The sequence below is a fragment of the Ewingella sp. S1.OA.A_B6 genome, from assembly GCF_049889095.1.
Lineage (GTDB): Bacteria > Pseudomonadota > Gammaproteobacteria > Enterobacterales > Enterobacteriaceae > Ewingella.
Map to the genome: position 1 here is coordinate 47592 of NZ_JBLJFK010000006.1, position 17556 is coordinate 65147.

General features: G+C 51.7%; 11 protein-coding genes and 3 tRNA genes. 6 read left to right on the top strand and 8 right to left on the bottom strand.

Annotated features, from left to right (window positions below; all coding sequences use genetic code 11):
• Window positions 1–17: 17 nt before the first annotated feature.
• Both ACMV8I_RS13620 and ACMV8I_RS13625 read right to left on the bottom strand, forming a co-directional pair.
• Complete coding sequence (locus ACMV8I_RS13620) at window positions 18–938, bottom strand: transcriptional regulator GcvA (protein WP_498865751.1); 921 nt, start codon at window positions 936–938, stop codon at window positions 18–20.
• A gap of 452 nt (window positions 939–1390) precedes the next feature.
• Window positions 1391–1612, bottom strand: coding sequence for a YgdI/YgdR family lipoprotein (locus tag ACMV8I_RS13625; protein ID WP_188475314.1), 222 nt, complete (start codon window positions 1610–1612; stop codon window positions 1391–1393).
• A 192-nt stretch (window positions 1613–1804) separates the two neighbouring features.
• On the opposite strand from ACMV8I_RS13625, the gene csdA reads away from it, so the two are divergent.
• Window positions 1805–3010: a cysteine desulfurase CsdA gene (csdA, locus tag ACMV8I_RS13630; RefSeq protein WP_498865752.1), complete on the top strand. Its 1206-nt coding sequence runs from the start codon at window positions 1805–1807 to the stop codon at window positions 3008–3010.
• A gap of 24 nt (window positions 3011–3034) precedes the next feature.
• Window positions 3035–3469 (top strand): cysteine desulfurase sulfur acceptor subunit CsdE, encoded by a 435-nt coding sequence (csdE, locus tag ACMV8I_RS13635; protein ID WP_498865753.1) that lies wholly within the window; start codon window positions 3035–3037, stop codon window positions 3467–3469.
• Window positions 3470–3482: 13 nt separating this feature from the next.
• Here the strand turns inward: csdE and tcdA are convergent, their stop codons facing one another.
• Window positions 3483–4298 carry a tRNA cyclic N6-threonylcarbamoyladenosine(37) synthase TcdA gene (tcdA, locus tag ACMV8I_RS13640; protein WP_498865754.1) on the bottom strand — a complete coding sequence of 272 codons (816 nt, stop codon included), beginning with the start codon at window positions 4296–4298 and terminating at the stop codon, window positions 3483–3485.
• A gap of 109 nt (window positions 4299–4407) precedes the next feature.
• Complete coding sequence (mltA, locus tag ACMV8I_RS13645) at window positions 4408–5601, bottom strand: murein transglycosylase A (protein ID WP_498865755.1); 1194 nt, start codon at window positions 5599–5601, stop codon at window positions 4408–4410.
• A gap of 220 nt (window positions 5602–5821) precedes the next feature.
• On the opposite strand from mltA, the gene ACMV8I_RS13650 reads away from it, so the two are divergent.
• From ACMV8I_RS13650 to ACMV8I_RS13660, 3 genes are all read left to right on the top strand, one after another.
• Window positions 5822–5898: transfer RNA gene (locus ACMV8I_RS13650), tRNA-Met, on the top strand.
• Window positions 5899–5968: 70 nt separating this feature from the next.
• Window positions 5969–6045, top strand: a tRNA-Met gene (locus tag ACMV8I_RS13655).
• A 44-nt stretch (window positions 6046–6089) separates the two neighbouring features.
• Window positions 6090–6166 (top strand) — tRNA-Met (locus ACMV8I_RS13660).
• A 117-nt stretch (window positions 6167–6283) separates the two neighbouring features.
• Here the strand turns inward: ACMV8I_RS13660 and amiC are convergent.
• Window positions 6284–7534 (bottom strand): N-acetylmuramoyl-L-alanine amidase AmiC, encoded by a 1251-nt coding sequence (amiC, locus tag ACMV8I_RS13665; RefSeq protein WP_498865756.1) that lies wholly within the window; start codon window positions 7532–7534, stop codon window positions 6284–6286.
• A 241-nt stretch (window positions 7535–7775) separates the two neighbouring features.
• Between amiC and argA the strand changes: the two genes are divergently transcribed.
• Window positions 7776–9101 (top strand): amino-acid N-acetyltransferase, encoded by a 1326-nt coding sequence (argA, locus tag ACMV8I_RS13670; protein ID WP_498865757.1) that lies wholly within the window; start codon window positions 7776–7778, stop codon window positions 9099–9101.
• A gap of 89 nt (window positions 9102–9190) precedes the next feature.
• On the opposite strand, the gene recD is transcribed toward argA, so the two are convergent.
• Genes recD through ptrA form a run of 3 tightly spaced genes read right to left on the bottom strand, consistent with a single transcriptional unit; the run spans window position 9191 to window position 17537 of the window.
• Window positions 9191–11074 carry an exodeoxyribonuclease V subunit alpha gene (recD, locus tag ACMV8I_RS13675; protein ID WP_498865758.1) on the bottom strand — a complete coding sequence of 628 codons (1884 nt, stop codon included), beginning with the start codon at window positions 11072–11074 and terminating at the stop codon, window positions 9191–9193.
• The gene (recB, locus tag ACMV8I_RS13680) at window positions 11071–14652 is read right to left on the bottom strand and encodes an exodeoxyribonuclease V subunit beta (protein WP_498865759.1); all 3582 of its coding nucleotides are present in this window, start codon (window positions 14650–14652) and stop codon (window positions 11071–11073) included. Before recB ends, recD begins: the two co-directional genes overlap by 4 nt.
• Window positions 14652–17537 carry a pitrilysin gene (gene ptrA, locus ACMV8I_RS13685; protein ID WP_498865760.1) on the bottom strand — a complete coding sequence of 962 codons (2886 nt, stop codon included), beginning with the start codon at window positions 17535–17537 and terminating at the stop codon, window positions 14652–14654. The genes recB and ptrA overlap by 1 nt, the downstream gene beginning before the upstream one ends.
• Between the last annotated feature and the right edge of the window lie 19 nt (window positions 17538–17556).

A 17556-nucleotide genomic window follows, 5' to 3' on the forward strand; every position in this document is an offset into this window, starting at 1 on the left:
GAGACGTATTATCAGGCTTAGGCCTGGTCGTAACGAAAGCGTAATTTCTCCTGCTCGTTGGCGGCACGGGCAAGGATCCACTGACGAAAGGCGGCTATTTTACCCAGTTCTGCCTGACTGTCATGACAAACCAGATAAAAAGCATTTTTACTGATCAATACTTCGTTGAACGGGCAGACCAGTCGCCCCGCTTCAATCTCGGTTTGCGCCATGACATTGTTCGCCAGAGCCACACCTTGTCCATGAACAGCGGCCTGAACGACCATCGCACTGTGGCTAAAGATCGGCCCTTGCTGCACATTAATATGCTGTAATCCCAGTTGCTTGGTATAAGCCAGCCAGTCACGGCGCGAAGCATCGTGCAAAAGCGTATGGTTGGCTAAGTCTCCGGGGACTTTCAGTGGCTGCTCCCCCATCAGTAGCGAAGGGGAACAGACCGGCAACAGATATTCGGCATATAAACGTTCGACGCGTAAGCCAGGCCAATTACCCCGCCCGTGGAAAATCGCCACATCAACATCGTCCGCAAGTTTATCTTCTTCACGGTCAACAGCCTGAATACGCACATCAATTCCCGGATAAGCTGAGTTAAAGCCAGAAAGTCTCGGCACCAGCCACTGAATAGCAAAGCTTGGGGGTAAACTGACGGTCAGCGCGCCTTTCGCACTTCGCGCCTGAAGCTTACGCGTCGCTTCATTCAGCGAAGAAAAAATCTCTTTGATATCCAGATAATAGCTCTGGCCTTCCTCAGTCAGTAACAAGGAGCGGTTACGCCGACGAAATAACTTCAGCCCTAAAAAGTCCTCAAGTGACTTAATCTGGTGGCTTACTGCCGCCTGCGTGACAAAAAGTTCCTCTGCCGCTTTAGTAAAACTAAGGTGGCGCGCTGCGGCGTCGAAAACGCGCAGGGAATTAAGAGGCGGTAAACGTTTTGACATGGAATGGATACTTCTCATTCGCCGGCGAGCGACGTGCTTAGCCGTGGATTGCACTATTAGTTTTTTTAATCCGAGACATTATAAATTGTCCGTTGAGGATGTACAGGCAAAAACCTATAGTGGCGCCACTTCCCTGGCCGGAACGAAAAGTAGTTTAGTATGAGGATGCTGAAATGCTTTTGGCTTGTGGTTGTGATGTTGTGTTTGCATTGTCTGGCAATCCGGACACGTGGCTTGAATGCCACAAATTTTTCACTTCCTGTACATTACCCTGTCTGTCCAAAGTGATTTTTTAGCGCCGCATTTAGCGGTGCTTTTTTTTGCCTGTCACTTTATTGCTGGTTAGCAGGCAGGGCCGCATAATATGACAAAACCGGCAGCATCTTAAGATGGCCGGTTTTGTTAATGCAAGCAGAGGGAACTTTCCGCCGGGGAAAGTCGCGACTTAAGGATTAGTTACCTTGAGCCATCTCTTTAACTTCAGATTTATTGATCTGCTGTTTGTTGCCATACGCATCGGTATAACTGATCATACCGGTATCACTGTCTGTGCTTGGTTTCCCTTCTGCAACAATCGTGCGACCATCATTGGTATGCATAACGTAGTTGCTTGAACACGCAGCGAGAGTACAGGTCAGCAATACAGCTGAAACTACGGCGGCGATCTTCTTCATCATAGACTCCTTGTAGATTAAAATGCTTTTAATGGCAGTCAATACATCTGCCTAATTCTTCTTGCCTTCGTAATTCAGCATAACAAGCTTCCGATATATTTCCACGGTAACCATTCCTAAAATGAATATATCCTGGCTGCCGATAAGGGAAAACTTCATGCCTGGCTGCTTACTCACAAGAGTTGAACACGTATGACTGACTTTGATTTTGCTAAATTTCTTCTTCAATTTCCTGCGCTTATCCACGGCCAATGCTACCTGGACAGCGCTGCAACGGCCCTTAAGCCAAAACATGTGATTGATGCAACCCTTGAGTTTTACTCACAAGAAGGTGCCACAGTTCACCGCAGCCAGCATCATGCAGCGCAATCGTTGACCGAAAAATATGAGCACGCACGCGAACGGGTAGCCAGATTGATCAACGCCCCGCTGCCCGAAAATATTGTGTGGACCCGTGGCACTACCGAATCGATCAATCTTGTCGCGCAAAGCTATCTGGCACCACGTCTGCAACCGGGCGATGAAATTATCGTCAGCCAGGCGGAGCATCATGCCAACCTGATCCCTTGGCTGATGTTGGCAGAACGCTATCAGGCGAACGTGATCACCCTGCCACTTGACGAAAAATTCTTACCGGATCTCGACCATTTGCCCGCACTGCTTAATCGAAGAACGCGCCTGCTGGCACTCGGGCAGATGTCGAACGTGACCGGCGGTATGCCAGAATTATCGCGCGCCATTGCGCTGGCACATGCCAACAATACACCGGTGCTGGTAGACGGCGCGCAGGGCGTGGTCCATTGCCCTGCCGATGTTCAGGCGTTAGATATCGACTTTTATGTATTTTCCGCCCATAAACTTTATGGTCCGACCGGTATCGGCGTGCTGTATGGCAAAACGGCATTGCTCGACGCCATGCCGGCCTGGCACGGCGGCGGTAAAATGTTGACGCACGCCTCGATGCAAGGTTTTACCCCGCAAACAGTGCCACATCGTTTTGAAGCAGGCACACCGAATATCGCCGGCGTAGTCGGGTTTGATGCCGCCCTTGGCTGGCTGGAGAATATTGATACTGCGGCAGGCGAAAGATACGCTCAGCATCTGGCGACGCTGGCTGAACAGCGACTGGCGCAACTGCCGGGTTTTCGCAGTTTCCGCTGGCAGAACGCCTCAATACTGGCCTTTGATATCGCAGGTGTGCACCACAACGATATCGTGACATTACTCGCCCAGCAGGGCATCGCGTTACGTGCCGGTCAGCATTGTGCGCAACCACTGATGGAGGCAATGGGTGTGAGTGGTACACTTCGTGCCTCTTTTGCTCCCTATAATACGGTAGATGATGTCGATCGTCTGGTAAAATCGATGAAGTATGCACTTGACCTGCTGGCCGATTAACAACTTTTGAAACAGAGAAACAGTATGTTAGCACCTCATCCATTTGGACATGACATTACCGAACAGTCGCTGGTCGAGCGCTTTTCCTGCTTACGCCAGTGGGAAGATCGCTACCGTCAGTTGATCCTGCTGGCGAAAAATGTGCCCGCGTTGGACGACAGTTTAAAAACGCCGGAAAATGAGCTGTCAGGCTGCGAGAATAAGGTGTGGCTGGGGGCGGAGCTGTTGGAAAATGGCAGTATGCATTTCTATGGCGACAGTGAAGGCCGCATAGTCAAAGGTCTGCTGGCTATTTTGCTGACGAAAGTAGAAGGAAAAAGTCCGCGGGCGGTTCTGGAAGATGATCCTCTGATGTTGTTTGATACGCTATGCCTGCGCGAACAACTTAGCACCAGCCGCGCCAGCGGTTTAAAAGCGCTTGCAGAAGGCATAATGCAACTGGCCCGCCAGGCGCTGTAGTTCAGTGTGAATGTCAGGCGGCGGCTCGCTGCCGCTGCGCTTTAGCCATCATCTTTTTTAGCACATGAGATACCGCAACAAAACCGAACGTGGCGGTGACCATGGTTGACGCACCAAACCCCGTTGCGCAGTCCATGCGTTTTGGCCCTTCAGCTGCAGCTCGTGACGCACACACAGAGCCGTCTGCCTGCGGATACATCAGCGGTTCGCTGGAAAAGACGCAATCAATACCCAATTTCCCTTTGCTGTTCCTCACTACGCCAAAATCACTTTTCAGCCGTTCACGTAATTTTGCCGCCAGCGGATCCTGAATGGTCTTCGCCAGATCCACGACTGCAATTTGCGTAGGATCAATCTGCCCACCCGCACCACCGGTCGTCACAACAGGGATCTTATAACGACGACAATAAGCCAGCAATGCGGCTTTTGCCCGCACGCTGTCGATAGCATCAATCACATAGCTGAAATCACAATTGAGCATTTCTGCCACATTGTCTGGAGTAATAAAATCATCGATACAGGTGACGTTGCACTCCGGATTAATGGCCAGAATACGCTGCGCCATAACCTCTGTTTTTGCCTGCCCCACATTTTCACGCAGCGCATGAATCTGACGATTAGTGTTTGTCATGCAGACATCATCCATATCAATCAGCGTGATAGCACCAATACCGGTACGTGCCAACGCTTCAGCCGCCCACGAACCCACGCCGCCGATACCGATAACACAGACGTGCGCCTGCGAGAACAGCGCCAGCGCATGTTGACCATAAAGACGCGCGGTGCCGCCAAAACGCTGTTGATAGGCATCAGAGTAAACTGCTGTCATGACGAATTAACCTCTGTACTTGCTATGAAACTCAACGTGATACTGATTTTTCGCAAAAACAAAGCAGCCCGCAGGGCTGCCTTGAGTTAAGCATTTTACCGCAACCGGGCTATTTCAGCAGGAAAGATCCGCTGTGGCTGGTGGCCGCCGGTGCGGGGGCCAGCGCAGATGGCGTCGCGCTGGAAGGCGTACTTCCCGCTGCATTATAAGCAGTGAAAAGCGGTTTGCCATTTTGCGCTGATTTTAGCACCCAAACGCGGCCATAGTGATTGTAATAACCGGCTGCATGCCCGGCTTCAGGGCCAATCCCCTGATACATATCAAAATGTTGGCCTTTAATCGCGCCACCGACATCCAGTGCAACCATCAGACGCATATGGTATTTGCCGGTGAATTTACCTTTATTGTCCAGTTCCGGCACTTCCGCCAATATTGTGGTTCCCGCCGGGATCAGTGAACGGTCAGACGCCACGGAAGCTTTCGCAACCAGCGGAACACCACTGGCGCCCTTGACCGGCGCAAAAGGCACTGGCTTGAAGAAGACAAATGATGGGTTTTGTTCCAGCAGCTCCTCAACTTCTGCGGCGCTGTGTGTGTCAGCCCACTGGCGAATTGCCTGCATGGACATATTCTCACGTGCCACTTCGCCACGGTCGATCAACACTTTACCAATACTGCGGTAAGCGTGACCATTTTTACCACCATAGCCGAAGAACATCAGCGGGCGACCATCACCATAATCGACATAACCGCTGCCCTGAACTTCCATCATGAAGTTATCCATCAGGGAATTAGTCCAGGCCACCACATAGTTTTCGCTCAGTGCACCGGAATAGATAGAAGCGCGATCAGGCAGACGCCCGCGTTTCGGTGGCATGCGGTATAACGGGTATTGGAATTCGCCCTGACGGGTATAGCGGGCCTGCAGTACCGGTGTGTAATACCCGGTAAATTGCACATTACCGAAGTTGTCTGCCCCTTCCATCTGGTAGGCACTGATACCGTACTGGCTCAGGGTCCGAGTATCAGCACCGGAGCGGATCCACTGCTCCACCGCCTGAAAAGTCGTGTTGTTACGGCCATACAGAGATGAGGAGGCGTATTGCACTTCCATCACCTGATTGGCGTAATCTTTGGCGTTAACCGGTTTGCCGGTGGCGTTCGGCTCATTAACGTACTCAAGCGCATTTTCCAGCCGACCATCTTTATACTGCTGACCGCGATCGGTAGGTCTGGACGAACACCCCGCCAACACTGCGATTACCAGACCACTCAACAGATATTTACTCCAACGTCCTTTCATTATTACCGCGCTCTCTTACTTTCAGGTGGACTTGCGCCAAAACGATAACAAACGGGCTATCAGAAAGGAATTGGCATCAACGAAAATAATGAATTCCGTTAAACCCGTAGAAAAAAACAGCACTCTGTTTAAAAAGCAAGTAACTGGGTGGTTTATCACATCAATTTCGAAAAAAGGGTTGCACGAATTCTCACGCAGCGTATAGTTCGCCCTCATCGGACGCGGGGTGGAGCAGCCTGGTAGCTCGTCGGGCTCATAACCCGAAGGTCGTCGGTTCAAATCCGGCCCCCGCAACCAATTCGACGCTGAAGTAAAAGCGAGATTGGAATGAAAGACTTACCGATGAAAGCAATACAGTAGTGACGGACGCGGGGTGGAGCAGCCTGGTAGCTCGTCGGGCTCATAACCCGAAGGTCGTCGGTTCAAATCCGGCCCCCGCAACCAACTGCAGTATGGATGGGTAGCAAGAAGTACATTGTAGTGACGGACGCGGGGTGGAGCAGCCTGGTAGCTCGTCGGGCTCATAACCCGAAGGTCGTCGGTTCAAATCCGGCCCCCGCAACCAACTACACATAAGCGGTAAAAGAACATCAGACACCTTAACGGGTGTTTTTTTGTTTCTGACGTCTGAACAATTCACGCTATTAAAGGCCAGGCATACATTAAGCTGGCCTGCCGTACATTATCTTCTTGTCGACATTCCTCCCTGCGCGAAGTATGCCTTAATCCCTGCCAGTATTGACTCCGCCACTTTCTGCTGAAAATGACTGGTTTTCAGTTTTCGCTCCTCTTCTACATTACTGATGAATGCAGTCTCTACCAGGATCGAGGGTATATCAGGCGCTTTCAGGACAGCAAATCCGGCCTGATCGACCTTGTTCTTATGTAGATGGTTTATCTTGCTCATACGTAACAACACTTCTTTGCCAAATTTCAGGCTGTCATTGATGGTGGCGGTCTGCACCAAATCAAATAGGGTATGGTCGAGATAGCGATCACCACTTTTACCTACGCCGCCAATCTGGTCAGACTCATTTTGAGTTTGCGCCAGAAAACGCGCCGCCGTACTGGTCGCCCCTTTGGTCGAAAGAGCAAATACGGAAGAACCGCGTGCCGCGCGGCTCGTAAAAGCATCCGCATGGATAGAAATGAAGAGGTCTGCCCGCAGTTTACGCGCTTTCGCCACCCGAACTTTTAGCGGAATAAACACGTCCTCGTTACGAGTCATGTGAACTTTCATATTCGGCTCACGCTGGATAAGTTTCTGCAACCTACGCCCTATTTGCAGCACAATATCTTTTTCGCGAGTTTTATATTTCCCGATAGCGCCAGGGTCTTCACCGCCGTGTCCTGGGTCGAGCACGATCACCAGCGGCCGTTCTAGCCCAGCCTTGCCATCTTTTGCCCTCTCCGGCGGTAAAGTTCTTGCAACGTCACCTTTATTGTAATCTTCCAGCAATGCCAGCAGTGGATCATCATCCGCACTGACGGTACCTTCAACCGGGTAGAGATCAACCACCAGCCGGTTGTGGATCCCAGCAACCGGTTTCAACGTGAAAACATGCGGGTTAATGGGCTGTTTTAGCTCCATCACCAGGCGCACCGTTTTCTGGTCGAACTGCCCGACTCTGGCTTGTTTAATGAAGGGATCACTCTGCTGAATCTGCTGTCCTAATCCCTTAAGCACGCTATTAAGGTGTACTCCTTCGATATCGATTACTACACGGTGAGGATTGGTTAACAGAAATTGCTTATATTTCAGAGGAGTGCTGGATTCAAGCGTAAGGCGGGTATACGTAGACCCAGGCCACACACGAATGGCCACCACCTGCGCACTGGCGGCAAAACCCACCCGGCTGACGCTTAATAACCAAGAGGCAGCCACGCTTTGTAACAGCCGTCTGCGGCCAGAATTGTGATTATCGTCAGTCATGCAGTCTCAAAGATAAGGGCTCAAAACAGAGCTAAAAATAAAAAATAGCCGTAAACCGACTCAAGCAGAAAATTCTAACCAATCGATCCCCACATGTCATTCTTAAACCGACCATTGATTTTTAGTGTTGTTGTCGCTTTGTGAAAGAGAAGAGAAAAAACAGATATTTCCTGCTTGCCACACCGGCTTAAAAGAATAAAAATACATAAATTACGAATAAAAATTCAAATGAGGTTTTGCCGTGAAGGAACGTAGTACTGAACTGGTTCAGGGATTTCGCCACACTGTTCCCTATATCAATGCGCACCGTGGCAAAACTTTTGTGGTCATGCTGGGTGGCGAAGCCATTGAACATGAGAACTTCACGAATATAGTTAACGATATCGGCCTGCTGCATAGCCTGGGGATCCGGCTGGTGGTCGTTTATGGTGCGCGTCCGCAAATCGATAAAAATCTGGCGGAGCATAATTATGAACCTATCTACCATAAAAACACCCGCGTAACGGATGCCCGCACCCTCGAATTGGTGAAGCAAGCCGCGGGTCTATTACAGCTCGATATCACTGCCCGCCTGTCGATGAGTCTGAATAATACGCCACTTCAGGGCGCGCACATCAACGTGGTCAGCGGCAACTTTATCATCGCCCAGCCTTTGGGAGTCGATGACGGTATTGATTACTGCCATACCGGCCGTATCCGTCGTATTGATGAAGAGGCCATTCACCGCCAGCTAGACAGCAACGCTATCGTTCTGTTAGGTCCGGTCGCGGTATCCGTTACCGGGGAAAGTTTCAATCTTACCGCTGAAGAGGTCGCCACGCAGCTGGCGATTAAACTAAAAGCGGAGAAAATGATCGGCTTCTGTTCGTCTCAGGGCGTAGTAGATGAAGACGATAAAATTATCTCCGAGCTTTTCCCTAATGACGGCCAGGAGCGTATAGATAGCATGGAGGCAAGCGGTGATTATCAATCAGGCACCGTGCGTTTCCTGCGTGGTGCAGTAAAAGCCTGCCGTAGCGGTGTCCGCCGCAGCCACCTAATCAGCTATCAGGAAGATGGCGCACTGGTGCAGGAACTGTTTTCACGTGACGGTATCGGTACACAAATTGTGATGGAGAGCGCCGAGCAGGTTCGCCGTGCCACCATCAATGACATTGGTGGCATACTCGAGTTGATCCGCCCGCTTGAGCAACAGGGCATTTTAGTTCGCCGCTCGCGCGAGCAGTTAGAAATGGAAATCGATAAGTTCACTATCATCGAACGCGATAACCTGACCATCGCCTGCGCGGCACTATACCCATTCCCCGAAGAGCGAATTGGCGAGATGGCTTGCGTAGCCGTTCACCCAGATTACCGCAGCTCATCACGCGGTGAGATGTTGTTAAAACGGGTAGCCAGCCAGGCTAAACAGATGGGACTGGATCGCCTGTTTGTCCTGACTACGCGCAGCATTCACTGGTTCCAGGAGCGCGGTTTCAAACCGGCCGAAGTTGACGTTCTGCCGATTCAGAAACAGGAAATGTATAACTATCAGCGCCGCTCCAAAATATTGCTGATTGAGCTCTGAACCGCTTCTCATTAAGCCATAAATAAAAGGACGCCGTCATTTCAACGAGGGCGTCCGATTTGGCCTTATCCGTCAACACTACCCGATGACTATCCCTGACCGCTCAACCTATGCGCCAACCCGCTCCGGCGCTGGGTTCGCGTGCGGGTGGCAATACTGAATACTTTATCACTGGCATACAGCGAAAGCTTCGCCTTGGCACGAGTGATCGCGGTGTAAACCAGCTCACGGGTCAGTACCGGCAGAAAGTGATTAGGCAGCACAAATAGCGTATGTTCGAACTCAGAACCCTGAGATTTATGCACCGTCATAGCATATGCAGTTTCATGCGCCGGTAAGCGGCTTGGCTGCACTGATTTCACTGCCCCACCAGGCAGTTGAAACCAGACTCTCAGCTCGCCCTGCCCATCCTGTAAAGCAATGCCAATATCACCATTGAACAGCCCCAATGCACTGTCGTTGCGACTGATCATCACCGGACGTCCCGCGTACCATTTACCGGCCAGCACCGCCGGTCGGCGGATCAATCCTTTGCGGTTGAGTAACTGCTCAATGCGCTCATTCAGCCCCTTCACGCCAAATGGCCCTTCGCGTAAAGCACAAAGCACCTGAAAACGACCGAATGCCAGCAAAATACTCTCGGCTGAATCTCCCTTTGCTACGGCTTGTAAATAGGGTTTATACCCACTGACGCAGGCATCGAGCAGCGGCTGGAAGTCTTCAGCTTCATTAAGCGGATAGCCTGTAACATCGGGTAAACCTCCGCCAAGAAGACGCACCGCCGCCGCGCTGTCCCCTTTATTGACAGCAGTGGCTAGCAGCCCTATCCCCGATCCCGCGTCAAAGCGATAACTATGCCGCAGCAGACACAGACTATCCCGCACTGTGGCGGGGTGAGCCGTTTGCGTCGGTTTGAGATGACAGCCGGTGAGATAGCTCAACTGTGCTGCACGTTCCGGGCTGTAACCTTGTTCGGCAAAACGGCAGATGTCACCTAAAACCGCACCGGCCTCCACCGAAGCAAGTTGATCGCGGTCGCCGAGAAAAATCACCCGCGCCTGCTCTGGCAAGGCTTCAATCAGCCGGGCCATCATAGGCAAATCAACCATCGAGGCTTCATCTACTACCAACACATCCAGGTGTAAAGTATTACCACGGTGGTAACGCATACGCTGACTACCGGGTTGAGCACCCAGCAAGCGGTGTAACGTCGAGGCTTCATTAGGGAAAATTTCACGCTCTGCCGCATCGAGAGGTAATTTCAGGATGGCATGCCCAAGGGAATCCGTTAAACGTGCCGCAGCTTTACCCGTAGGTGCCGCCAGTTGAATACGCAGTTTTTGTTCTGGATAAAGCTGAACCAATGCCGCCAGCAGCTTGGCGACCGTGGTTGTTTTCCCTGTCCCCGGCCCACCGGAAATAATCGAAATGCGCCGGGTCGCAGCCACGGCGGCCGCCACTTTCTGCCAGTCAATGTCGCTGTCGGAATCAGCATCGCTAAACAGCGTATTTAGAATTACCTGCAACCTTTTTTCATCGACAGCAAATGGTGCTCCCTCCACCACTTTTTCAGCATTGAAGAAAGACGCAACCTCGCCTTCGCTCTGCCACATGCGCTGTAAGTACAGACGATTTTCCTGCAGCACCAGCGGCGCAGGAAGTGAGCCATCACTGACGGAGGGGTGCTGATGCAGCAGTGCCAGCCATTGCTGTATGTCCGGCTCTCCAGCGCCTTGCCAGAGCGCCGTAGCCAGAGCCGGGAAACGACCATCAAATAGCCTATCAGGCTGAAGTTGTTCAAGATGAAGGCAGACATGGCCGCTCCCCGCTTCGGCGCTCAGGCATGCCGCTGCCAGCATTAATGCAGCTTGTTCGCTGCCCGATGTATTACGCGACGCAACCATGCGGGCGAATTGAACATCGAGTGATCTCAACGCGCCTGAGTTCTGCGCTTGTTCATATAACAGGTTCATTGAGCACCTTCAGCAGGCTGCGAATGGGTCAGCATCGTTTCATCCGCCACCGTTTCTCCTTTGAATAAGCGGTCAAGGGACTCGATGAAATCTTCTGACGGTCTGCGGCGGAAAACACCGTTGCCCGGATGCTCGATATCCATACCACGCAGGAAGAGGTAGATAACGCCGCCAAAATGCTGCGAATAGTTATAGCCCACCACCCGATGGTGCAAATAGCGGTGCAACGCCAGCGTGTAGAGTTGGTACTGCAAGTCATAGCGATGTTCGGCCATAGCATTTTGCATGGCGGATTCCGTATAGGCGCTGCTGTCTTCACCCAGCCAGTTGGATTTATAGTCAAGCAGGTAATAACGTCCGTCCCAGTAAAAGACCAGATCGATAAACCCTTTCAACATGCCTTTAACCTGCTGGAAATCGAGCGACGGGCAGAGTGCAGACAGGCTGTCGTAACGCTTCACAACGGCATCAAGTTGGGGGGCCTGTAACAACCCATCAATAGGCAGGTAAAACTGAAGTTCTGACTGCAACTTATTGCGGTCAAGTGCACTCAGCGTCAACGAGGACTCGCCGAGTGGGGTATGCAAAATGGTGTCGATCCACGTTTTCAGCACCGGCAACCACACTGGGTCAAGCCCTTGCGTGGTCAGTTTTCCGAGCAGCCACTCATCATCTATCGGCTGGTCAAAAGCAATCTCTTCAAAGATGCTGTGCAGGAAGGTACCGGGTGAAGCACCGCGTGGGAAAGTGTGCGCATTCATCTGCACCTCTTGCGCAGGCTGCTGCTCCCCCGCCGCCTCTACGTCCAGACGTGGCAATAAATCCTGTGCCAGCGCCGTGCCGTGCTGTTGCAGACCGGAATAACTGGTGACGCGCCAGTTGTTCTGAATTTTCCGCTCAACCACTCTGGCAGACAGTAACTTACTGACCTCTTCCGGTGATACCCACGGCGTTTGTTCAGGAGAGTTGATAGTCGAAAACACCACATCATCATTACTCAACGCCGACAAATATTGGTTAAGGCCCTGAACATCAGCTGCCTGTGATTTCTGAACCAGATATCCCAACGCACCAAGATGCAAATCAGTGTTGCCCTGCTTTTTCCGCGCTCCCTGAATCAGCGGGGCAATCCCTACGCTACAGTGGTAAACGGAACGCGTCAGCGCGACGTACAACAGACGTAAGTCTTCCGCCAGTCGCTCCTCTTCCGCCAACGTTTGGCTCTGCTCATCACCGTTAAGGTCGAGCATGGCTGAAAAGGTGTCGCGATCGTGGTACAAGCCTTGCTGCTGTTGGCGGAAATTACTGATAAATGGTAGCCAGACCAGCGGATACTCCAGTCCTTTAGATTTATGAATCGTCACTATCTGTACCAGATGCCGGTCACTTTCCAGGCGCAACTGCTGACTCTGCGACTGCCGGTCAGGGGCAGAGATCTGCTGTGCCACCCAGCGTACCAGTGCGTGCTCACTATCGAGCTGAGCCGCCGCCTCCTGCAATAATTCTCCCAGATGCAGCAAGTCGGTCAGACGCCGTTCGCCGCCGTTCATCACCAATAAATTTTCTGCAAGATGTCGCTGGCTGATTAACGATTTGAGCATCGGTAAAACACCACGACGCATCCATCGCTGACGATAGCCATCAAACTCATCGACCAGCGCATCCCATGCGTGTTCGTCTTTACTGAGCCCATCGAGCGTGAGGGCATCCAGCCCTATAACACCGGTTGCCATTGCGCTGCGCAGCGTGCGTTCATGCTCCGGGGCCAGCACAGCTTGCAGGATCCATAAAATATCCTTCGCTTCTGCGGTATCAAATACGCTGTCGCGATTTGAAAGATAGACCGATGGGATATTCAGGCTACTTAATGCATCGCGAATTAAAGCGGCTTCTGTACGGCTTCGTACCAGAACCGTAATATCCGACGCCTGCACTGGCTGACGCCCTTTAGCGGTGACCAACCATGCCTGTTGTTGCTGACCGGCCGTCAGCCAATCTCGGATTTGCGCAGCGCAATGGCGCGCCATTAACTGTTGGTAGTCACTGACTCCGACACCTTCCCCCTGTTGCAACCAAAAATGTAGCGCCGGTTGTTTCACACCGGCCACATCGAATTCCAGTGCAGCATTTTTTTCTGCGGGCACAACCTGAATAAACGGAATTTGTGAAAAAAGAAAAGGTGAATCAACCTGAGAAAACAAATGGTTAACGCCCTGCACCATACCAGAAGATGAGCGCCAGTTAGTGTCCATTGTATAGTGAGCACTGACTTCCGAACGAGCACGCATATAGGTAAAAATATCCGCACCACGGAATGCATAAATCGCCTGCTTAGGGTCGCCAATCAACAACAGGCCGCACTGTGCCTGGTTTAGATACAGCCGCTGGAATATCCGATATTGCTGGGGGTCGGTGTCCTGAAACTCATCAATCATCGCCAGCGGGTAACGACCACGTATAGCCTGTGCCAACAACTCACCGCCGGGCTGCTGTAATGCTCCGTCGAGGCGACTGAGCAAATCGTCGAAACCCAGTTCAGCGCGCTGACGCTTCTCTTTTTGGATCGTAAAACGTATCTCCGTCAGAGCACGAGCGACGATAAGATCTCGCAGCGTCAGCGGTTCAGCGTAGAGAGCATCAACTGAGTCAAAAACCGGGTGCTTCGGCGGGTTACCCTTTTTGGTTTTTTCAAACAAGACAGACTGTTTGAAACGCTCCAGCTCTTTGGGAAAGTTGTAATCTTCCGTATCCTGTGCCACCCACTGACCTACCGTCTCCAGCCACGCCGGTAAAAAACGCGTACTGTAACTGCGTTTATCGACACCAGAATCAGCAATGATAGCGCCGAGGTCAGCTGCGGCAGCGCGCCACTTTTTCTTGATATTATCTATGCGGCTAATTATTTGCTGGTGTCGGATTTCTATCGTTTCATCATCGCACGGCGGTTGGCGCAACTGAGGCATTTCACCATGCAGATAGGCCGAGAGGTCACTTAACAGGGCTTCCGGGCCGCTCCACTCCTGCGAAATAGCTCGCGCAATACTTAAAGGCAACGGGTAGCAGTGGCGCCGCCAAAAGTCAGCACAAGCCTGACGGCGGAGCGGCAGTTCATCCTGTACCAGCGTTTGTTCGAACAGGATCCCTGACTCAAAGGCATTGTGTGTGAGCATCCGCTGGCAAAAACCGTGAATGGTGTAAATCGCAGCTTCATCCATCTGCCTTTCGGCAGCCAGCAAGGTTTGTGCAGCAAACAACAGGTCGTCAATTTGCGCCATCAGCGCAACCATCATCGGGTTATCACTTTGCCCGCGCACGCAGGCGAGCCGCAGCTCGTGAATATTGCTGCGTATACGACCACGTAACTCCTCGGTGGCCGCTTCGGTAAAGGTCACGACCAGAATCTCCTCCACCGTCAGGCTGCGCGGGAAGGCGGCGTCTTTACCCAAACCGAGTAACAGACGCAAATAAAGCACGGCCAGAGTAAACGTTTTCCCCGTACCCGCCGAAGCCTCAATCAGCCGGGTACCTGTTAAGGGCAGCGTAAGAGGCTCAAGTTTCTGCGGAGTAATGTCTGTCATTATTGACTCACCTGATGGGGAAAGGTTTTTTGCAATGCGGAAGTGTCTGGATAGGTTTTGAAACCGGCAGGCGCAGCATAGCTCGCGATTTTACCGTCATTACCGGATACCTGGGAGAGCATCGCCAATCCTTGCATCTTGATCACCCCTTTGTGGAAGTAATCTGCCAGTTGAACCTGCGTCAGGTCATTCATAACGGCGATAACTTTGTCACGCGTTGCAAAGCTGTCATCCCCACGGCTGAAGTCATTGACGAAACGATCAGACTCCTCATCCAGCGTTTGAGGTCGTTGTTGCATCTCGTTCATCAGCCCCTGCTTGTATTGGGCGAACTCACCATTTTTCATTTCGCGCAGGCGCTTCTCCACCTGCGGATAAAACGCCAGATAACGCTGATAGAGATAGTCAGGTTGCTTGCTGTTGCTTTGTAACAGGAAACCGATGCCCCACTGTTTACCTACAGGAATAGGAAACGCGAACACTGCATACCCCAATTGCTCCTGAGTACGCAATTGGCTGTAGAACCAGGGCTGGATTATCTGACCGAGCAGTGAACTGTAAGCCATACTCTGGACTTCATTATAGCCAGTTGGCACGTAAACAGCGGCCAGTGCGCAATCCGTACTGCTGCCCTGACGCTGAATATTGACCTTTTGCGGATGCCTGATTTCAACCTGACTGCCGCGCCACCATGTAGAACCGTGCGCGCCAACTTTATTGACGATCGCCTCAGACATCGCTTTAACCTGAGACGGTGTCATATTGCCGATCACCATGATCTCTAAGGCTGCATTGTGGATCAGGCTCTCACGATAGGCATTCACCTGCTCCAGTGTGATACCTGCGACCAGCTTTTCACGCTCTTCCCTTTCGGTATAGGGCAGGCGTGACATCAACTGCACTGGCTGTAATGCCAGTTCGAAGGCTTTGCCTTTATCCGCAGAGGCGAGGCGTTCTATATACCATGATTTTGCCTGATCCAGTTGCTCCTGCGTTGGCTTGAAGTTTGGGTAACTGTCCACCAGTTTGCTGAGCAATACCGGCAAACGCTCAGTGAAACCATTGGCACTAAACTGTAAACCCTTATCAGGAGCGGTGGAGAAACTGATCCCCCCAATCGAGGCCTGATAGCTCAGTTGATCAAATGCCACACCGGTCAGATAATCAGTCAGCCCGTACATCACCTGATTTTTTGCGCTGTCGAGCGCCTGAGCATTCCTAAATGACACCGTGACATTGGCTTTAGGTTCGGCAGAGAAATAACGGCTCGGCATATAAAAGACCCTCAGCCCCTTTTTCTCCACTAAGAGTTGGGGTTTCGTAGCCTCAGCGTCTTTATTTATTAACGCCAGCGAATCCGGAATATAGGGGTTCAACTCAGGCAGAGAGAGCGAAATCTGTTGTTCTGCCGCTTTCCATTTTTCGAATTGCTCAGCCGGTATCTTTTCCACCTGATAAGGCGCATCGACGAAATAGGCAGTTTTGTTATGCGGCTCCTCCGGGCTGATATACCAATAGCGCGCGTTCTCAGGCGTCAGTTCATCAAGACGTGAACTGATGGCCGCAGGATCGAATTGATCGGTCAGGTAAGGCGAATCAAGAACGTGCTCAACGGGAACCCGCAACATGGTATCCACCAGCCATTCGACATAATCCATATCACGGGTCAGTGCCGGATAGCGGTAATCCAACGCCATGACGCGGGCAATTTCATCAAAATAGTCTTGTTTAATACCTTGTTGACGCATTTGCGCTAAATAGCTGAAGACCGCTGAAATCACCCTATCACGTTCTGCAAGCCCTTTATCCGTAAGGGATACCGAGATATTAAAAACGCCCTGATTGCGATCAACCATAGGGTCCGCACCGGCGTTAATGCCATCGGCCAGCCCCTCTTTTTGTAACCAGTCGGAGAGCGTATTGGGGCTGCGGTTGCCTATCAGATAGCTGATATAGGTGTCAGTTTTACTGCGGAAAGCGGCACTGTTATTGGCGATAGCAAACTCTATGCGCAGCTGCTTGCGCGGCTGGGCCGGAACATAATGAATGATCACGCCTTTTTGCGCGTCAGTCAGCGTTGGCACGGTGATAGCCGGAACCACAGCATTGTGGTCGCCAATTTTTCCAAAGGTATCGGAGGCCATTTGGGCCAGTTCAGGCAGCGATTTATTACTGTAAATAACCGCAACCATCAGGTTGGCAGAATAATACCGTTGATAAAACGCCGTGAGTTCGTCATGCAGCTTGCTGTTAGGCTTATCTTTGAGGGTATCAAGATTACCGCCCGAAAAGCGCGCACCAGGGTGTGCCGGGTTAAGGGTTTCCGCCCGGACCTGAGCCATGCGCATTCCGTCGCGTGAACGTGCCATGGTCAGCTCGGCGTTAACCGCATTACGTTCACGATCGGCATTAGTCGGGTCAAGAAGGGGTTCGGCAACAGCATCGGCCAGGCGATCAACCGCCGGTTGCAGCGCATCATTTTCGACCTCGAGATAAAACGCCGTGCGGTAGGAAGCCGTACTGCCGTTGTGGCTACCACCGTGCTTTTTCAGAAATTCAGAAAGGCTCTCAGGGTCAGGATATTTTTTAGACCCCATCAGCAGCATATGTTCAGTGTAGTGAGCCAACCCCAATTGAGCATCAGGATCCTCCAGAGACCCGACCGGAATAGCCAATGCGGCTAAAGACTTGCTCGCTTCAGGGTCCGAAACCAACAATACGGTGAGTCCGTTGGCCAATTTTATTGCCTGATACTGACGCGGATCGTTCTGACTCTTATTGATTGCATGCGAATACGGCTGCCAATCAGTCGCACACCATGCGACTGGTAACCAAAATACCGATAACAACAGTAACCCGCAAATACGGGTAAGCTGTTTTAACATTGCCACTCTCCCTCAATCA

Excerpts from the sequence above, each read along its gene's own strand:
- ACMV8I_RS13620 (WP_498865751.1), bottom strand. The coding sequence starts at position 938 with ATGTCAAAACGTTTACCGCCTCTTAATTCCCTGCGCGTTTTCGACGCC.
- ACMV8I_RS13625 (WP_188475314.1), bottom strand. The coding sequence starts at position 1,612 with ATGAAGAAGATCGCCGCCGTAGTTTCAGCTGTATTGCTGACCTGTACT.
- csdA (WP_498865752.1), top strand. The coding sequence starts at position 1,805 with ATGACTGACTTTGATTTTGCTAAATTTCTTCTTCAATTTCCTGCGCTT.
- csdE (WP_498865753.1), top strand. The coding sequence starts at position 3,035 with ATGTTAGCACCTCATCCATTTGGACATGACATTACCGAACAGTCGCTG.
- tcdA (WP_498865754.1), bottom strand. The coding sequence starts at position 4,298 with ATGACAGCAGTTTACTCTGATGCCTATCAACAGCGTTTTGGCGGCACC.
- mltA (WP_498865755.1), bottom strand. The coding sequence starts at position 5,601 with ATGAAAGGACGTTGGAGTAAATATCTGTTGAGTGGTCTGGTAATCGCA.
- amiC (WP_498865756.1), bottom strand. The coding sequence starts at position 7,534 with ATGACTGACGATAATCACAATTCTGGCCGCAGACGGCTGTTACAAAGC.
- recD (WP_498865758.1), bottom strand. The coding sequence starts at position 11,074 with ATGAACCTGTTATATGAACAAGCGCAGAACTCAGGCGCGTTGAGATCA.
- recB (WP_498865759.1), bottom strand. The coding sequence starts at position 14,652 with ATGACAGACATTACTCCGCAGAAACTTGAGCCTCTTACGCTGCCCTTA.
- ptrA (WP_498865760.1), bottom strand. The coding sequence starts at position 17,537 with ATGTTAAAACAGCTTACCCGTATTTGCGGGTTACTGTTGTTATCGGTA.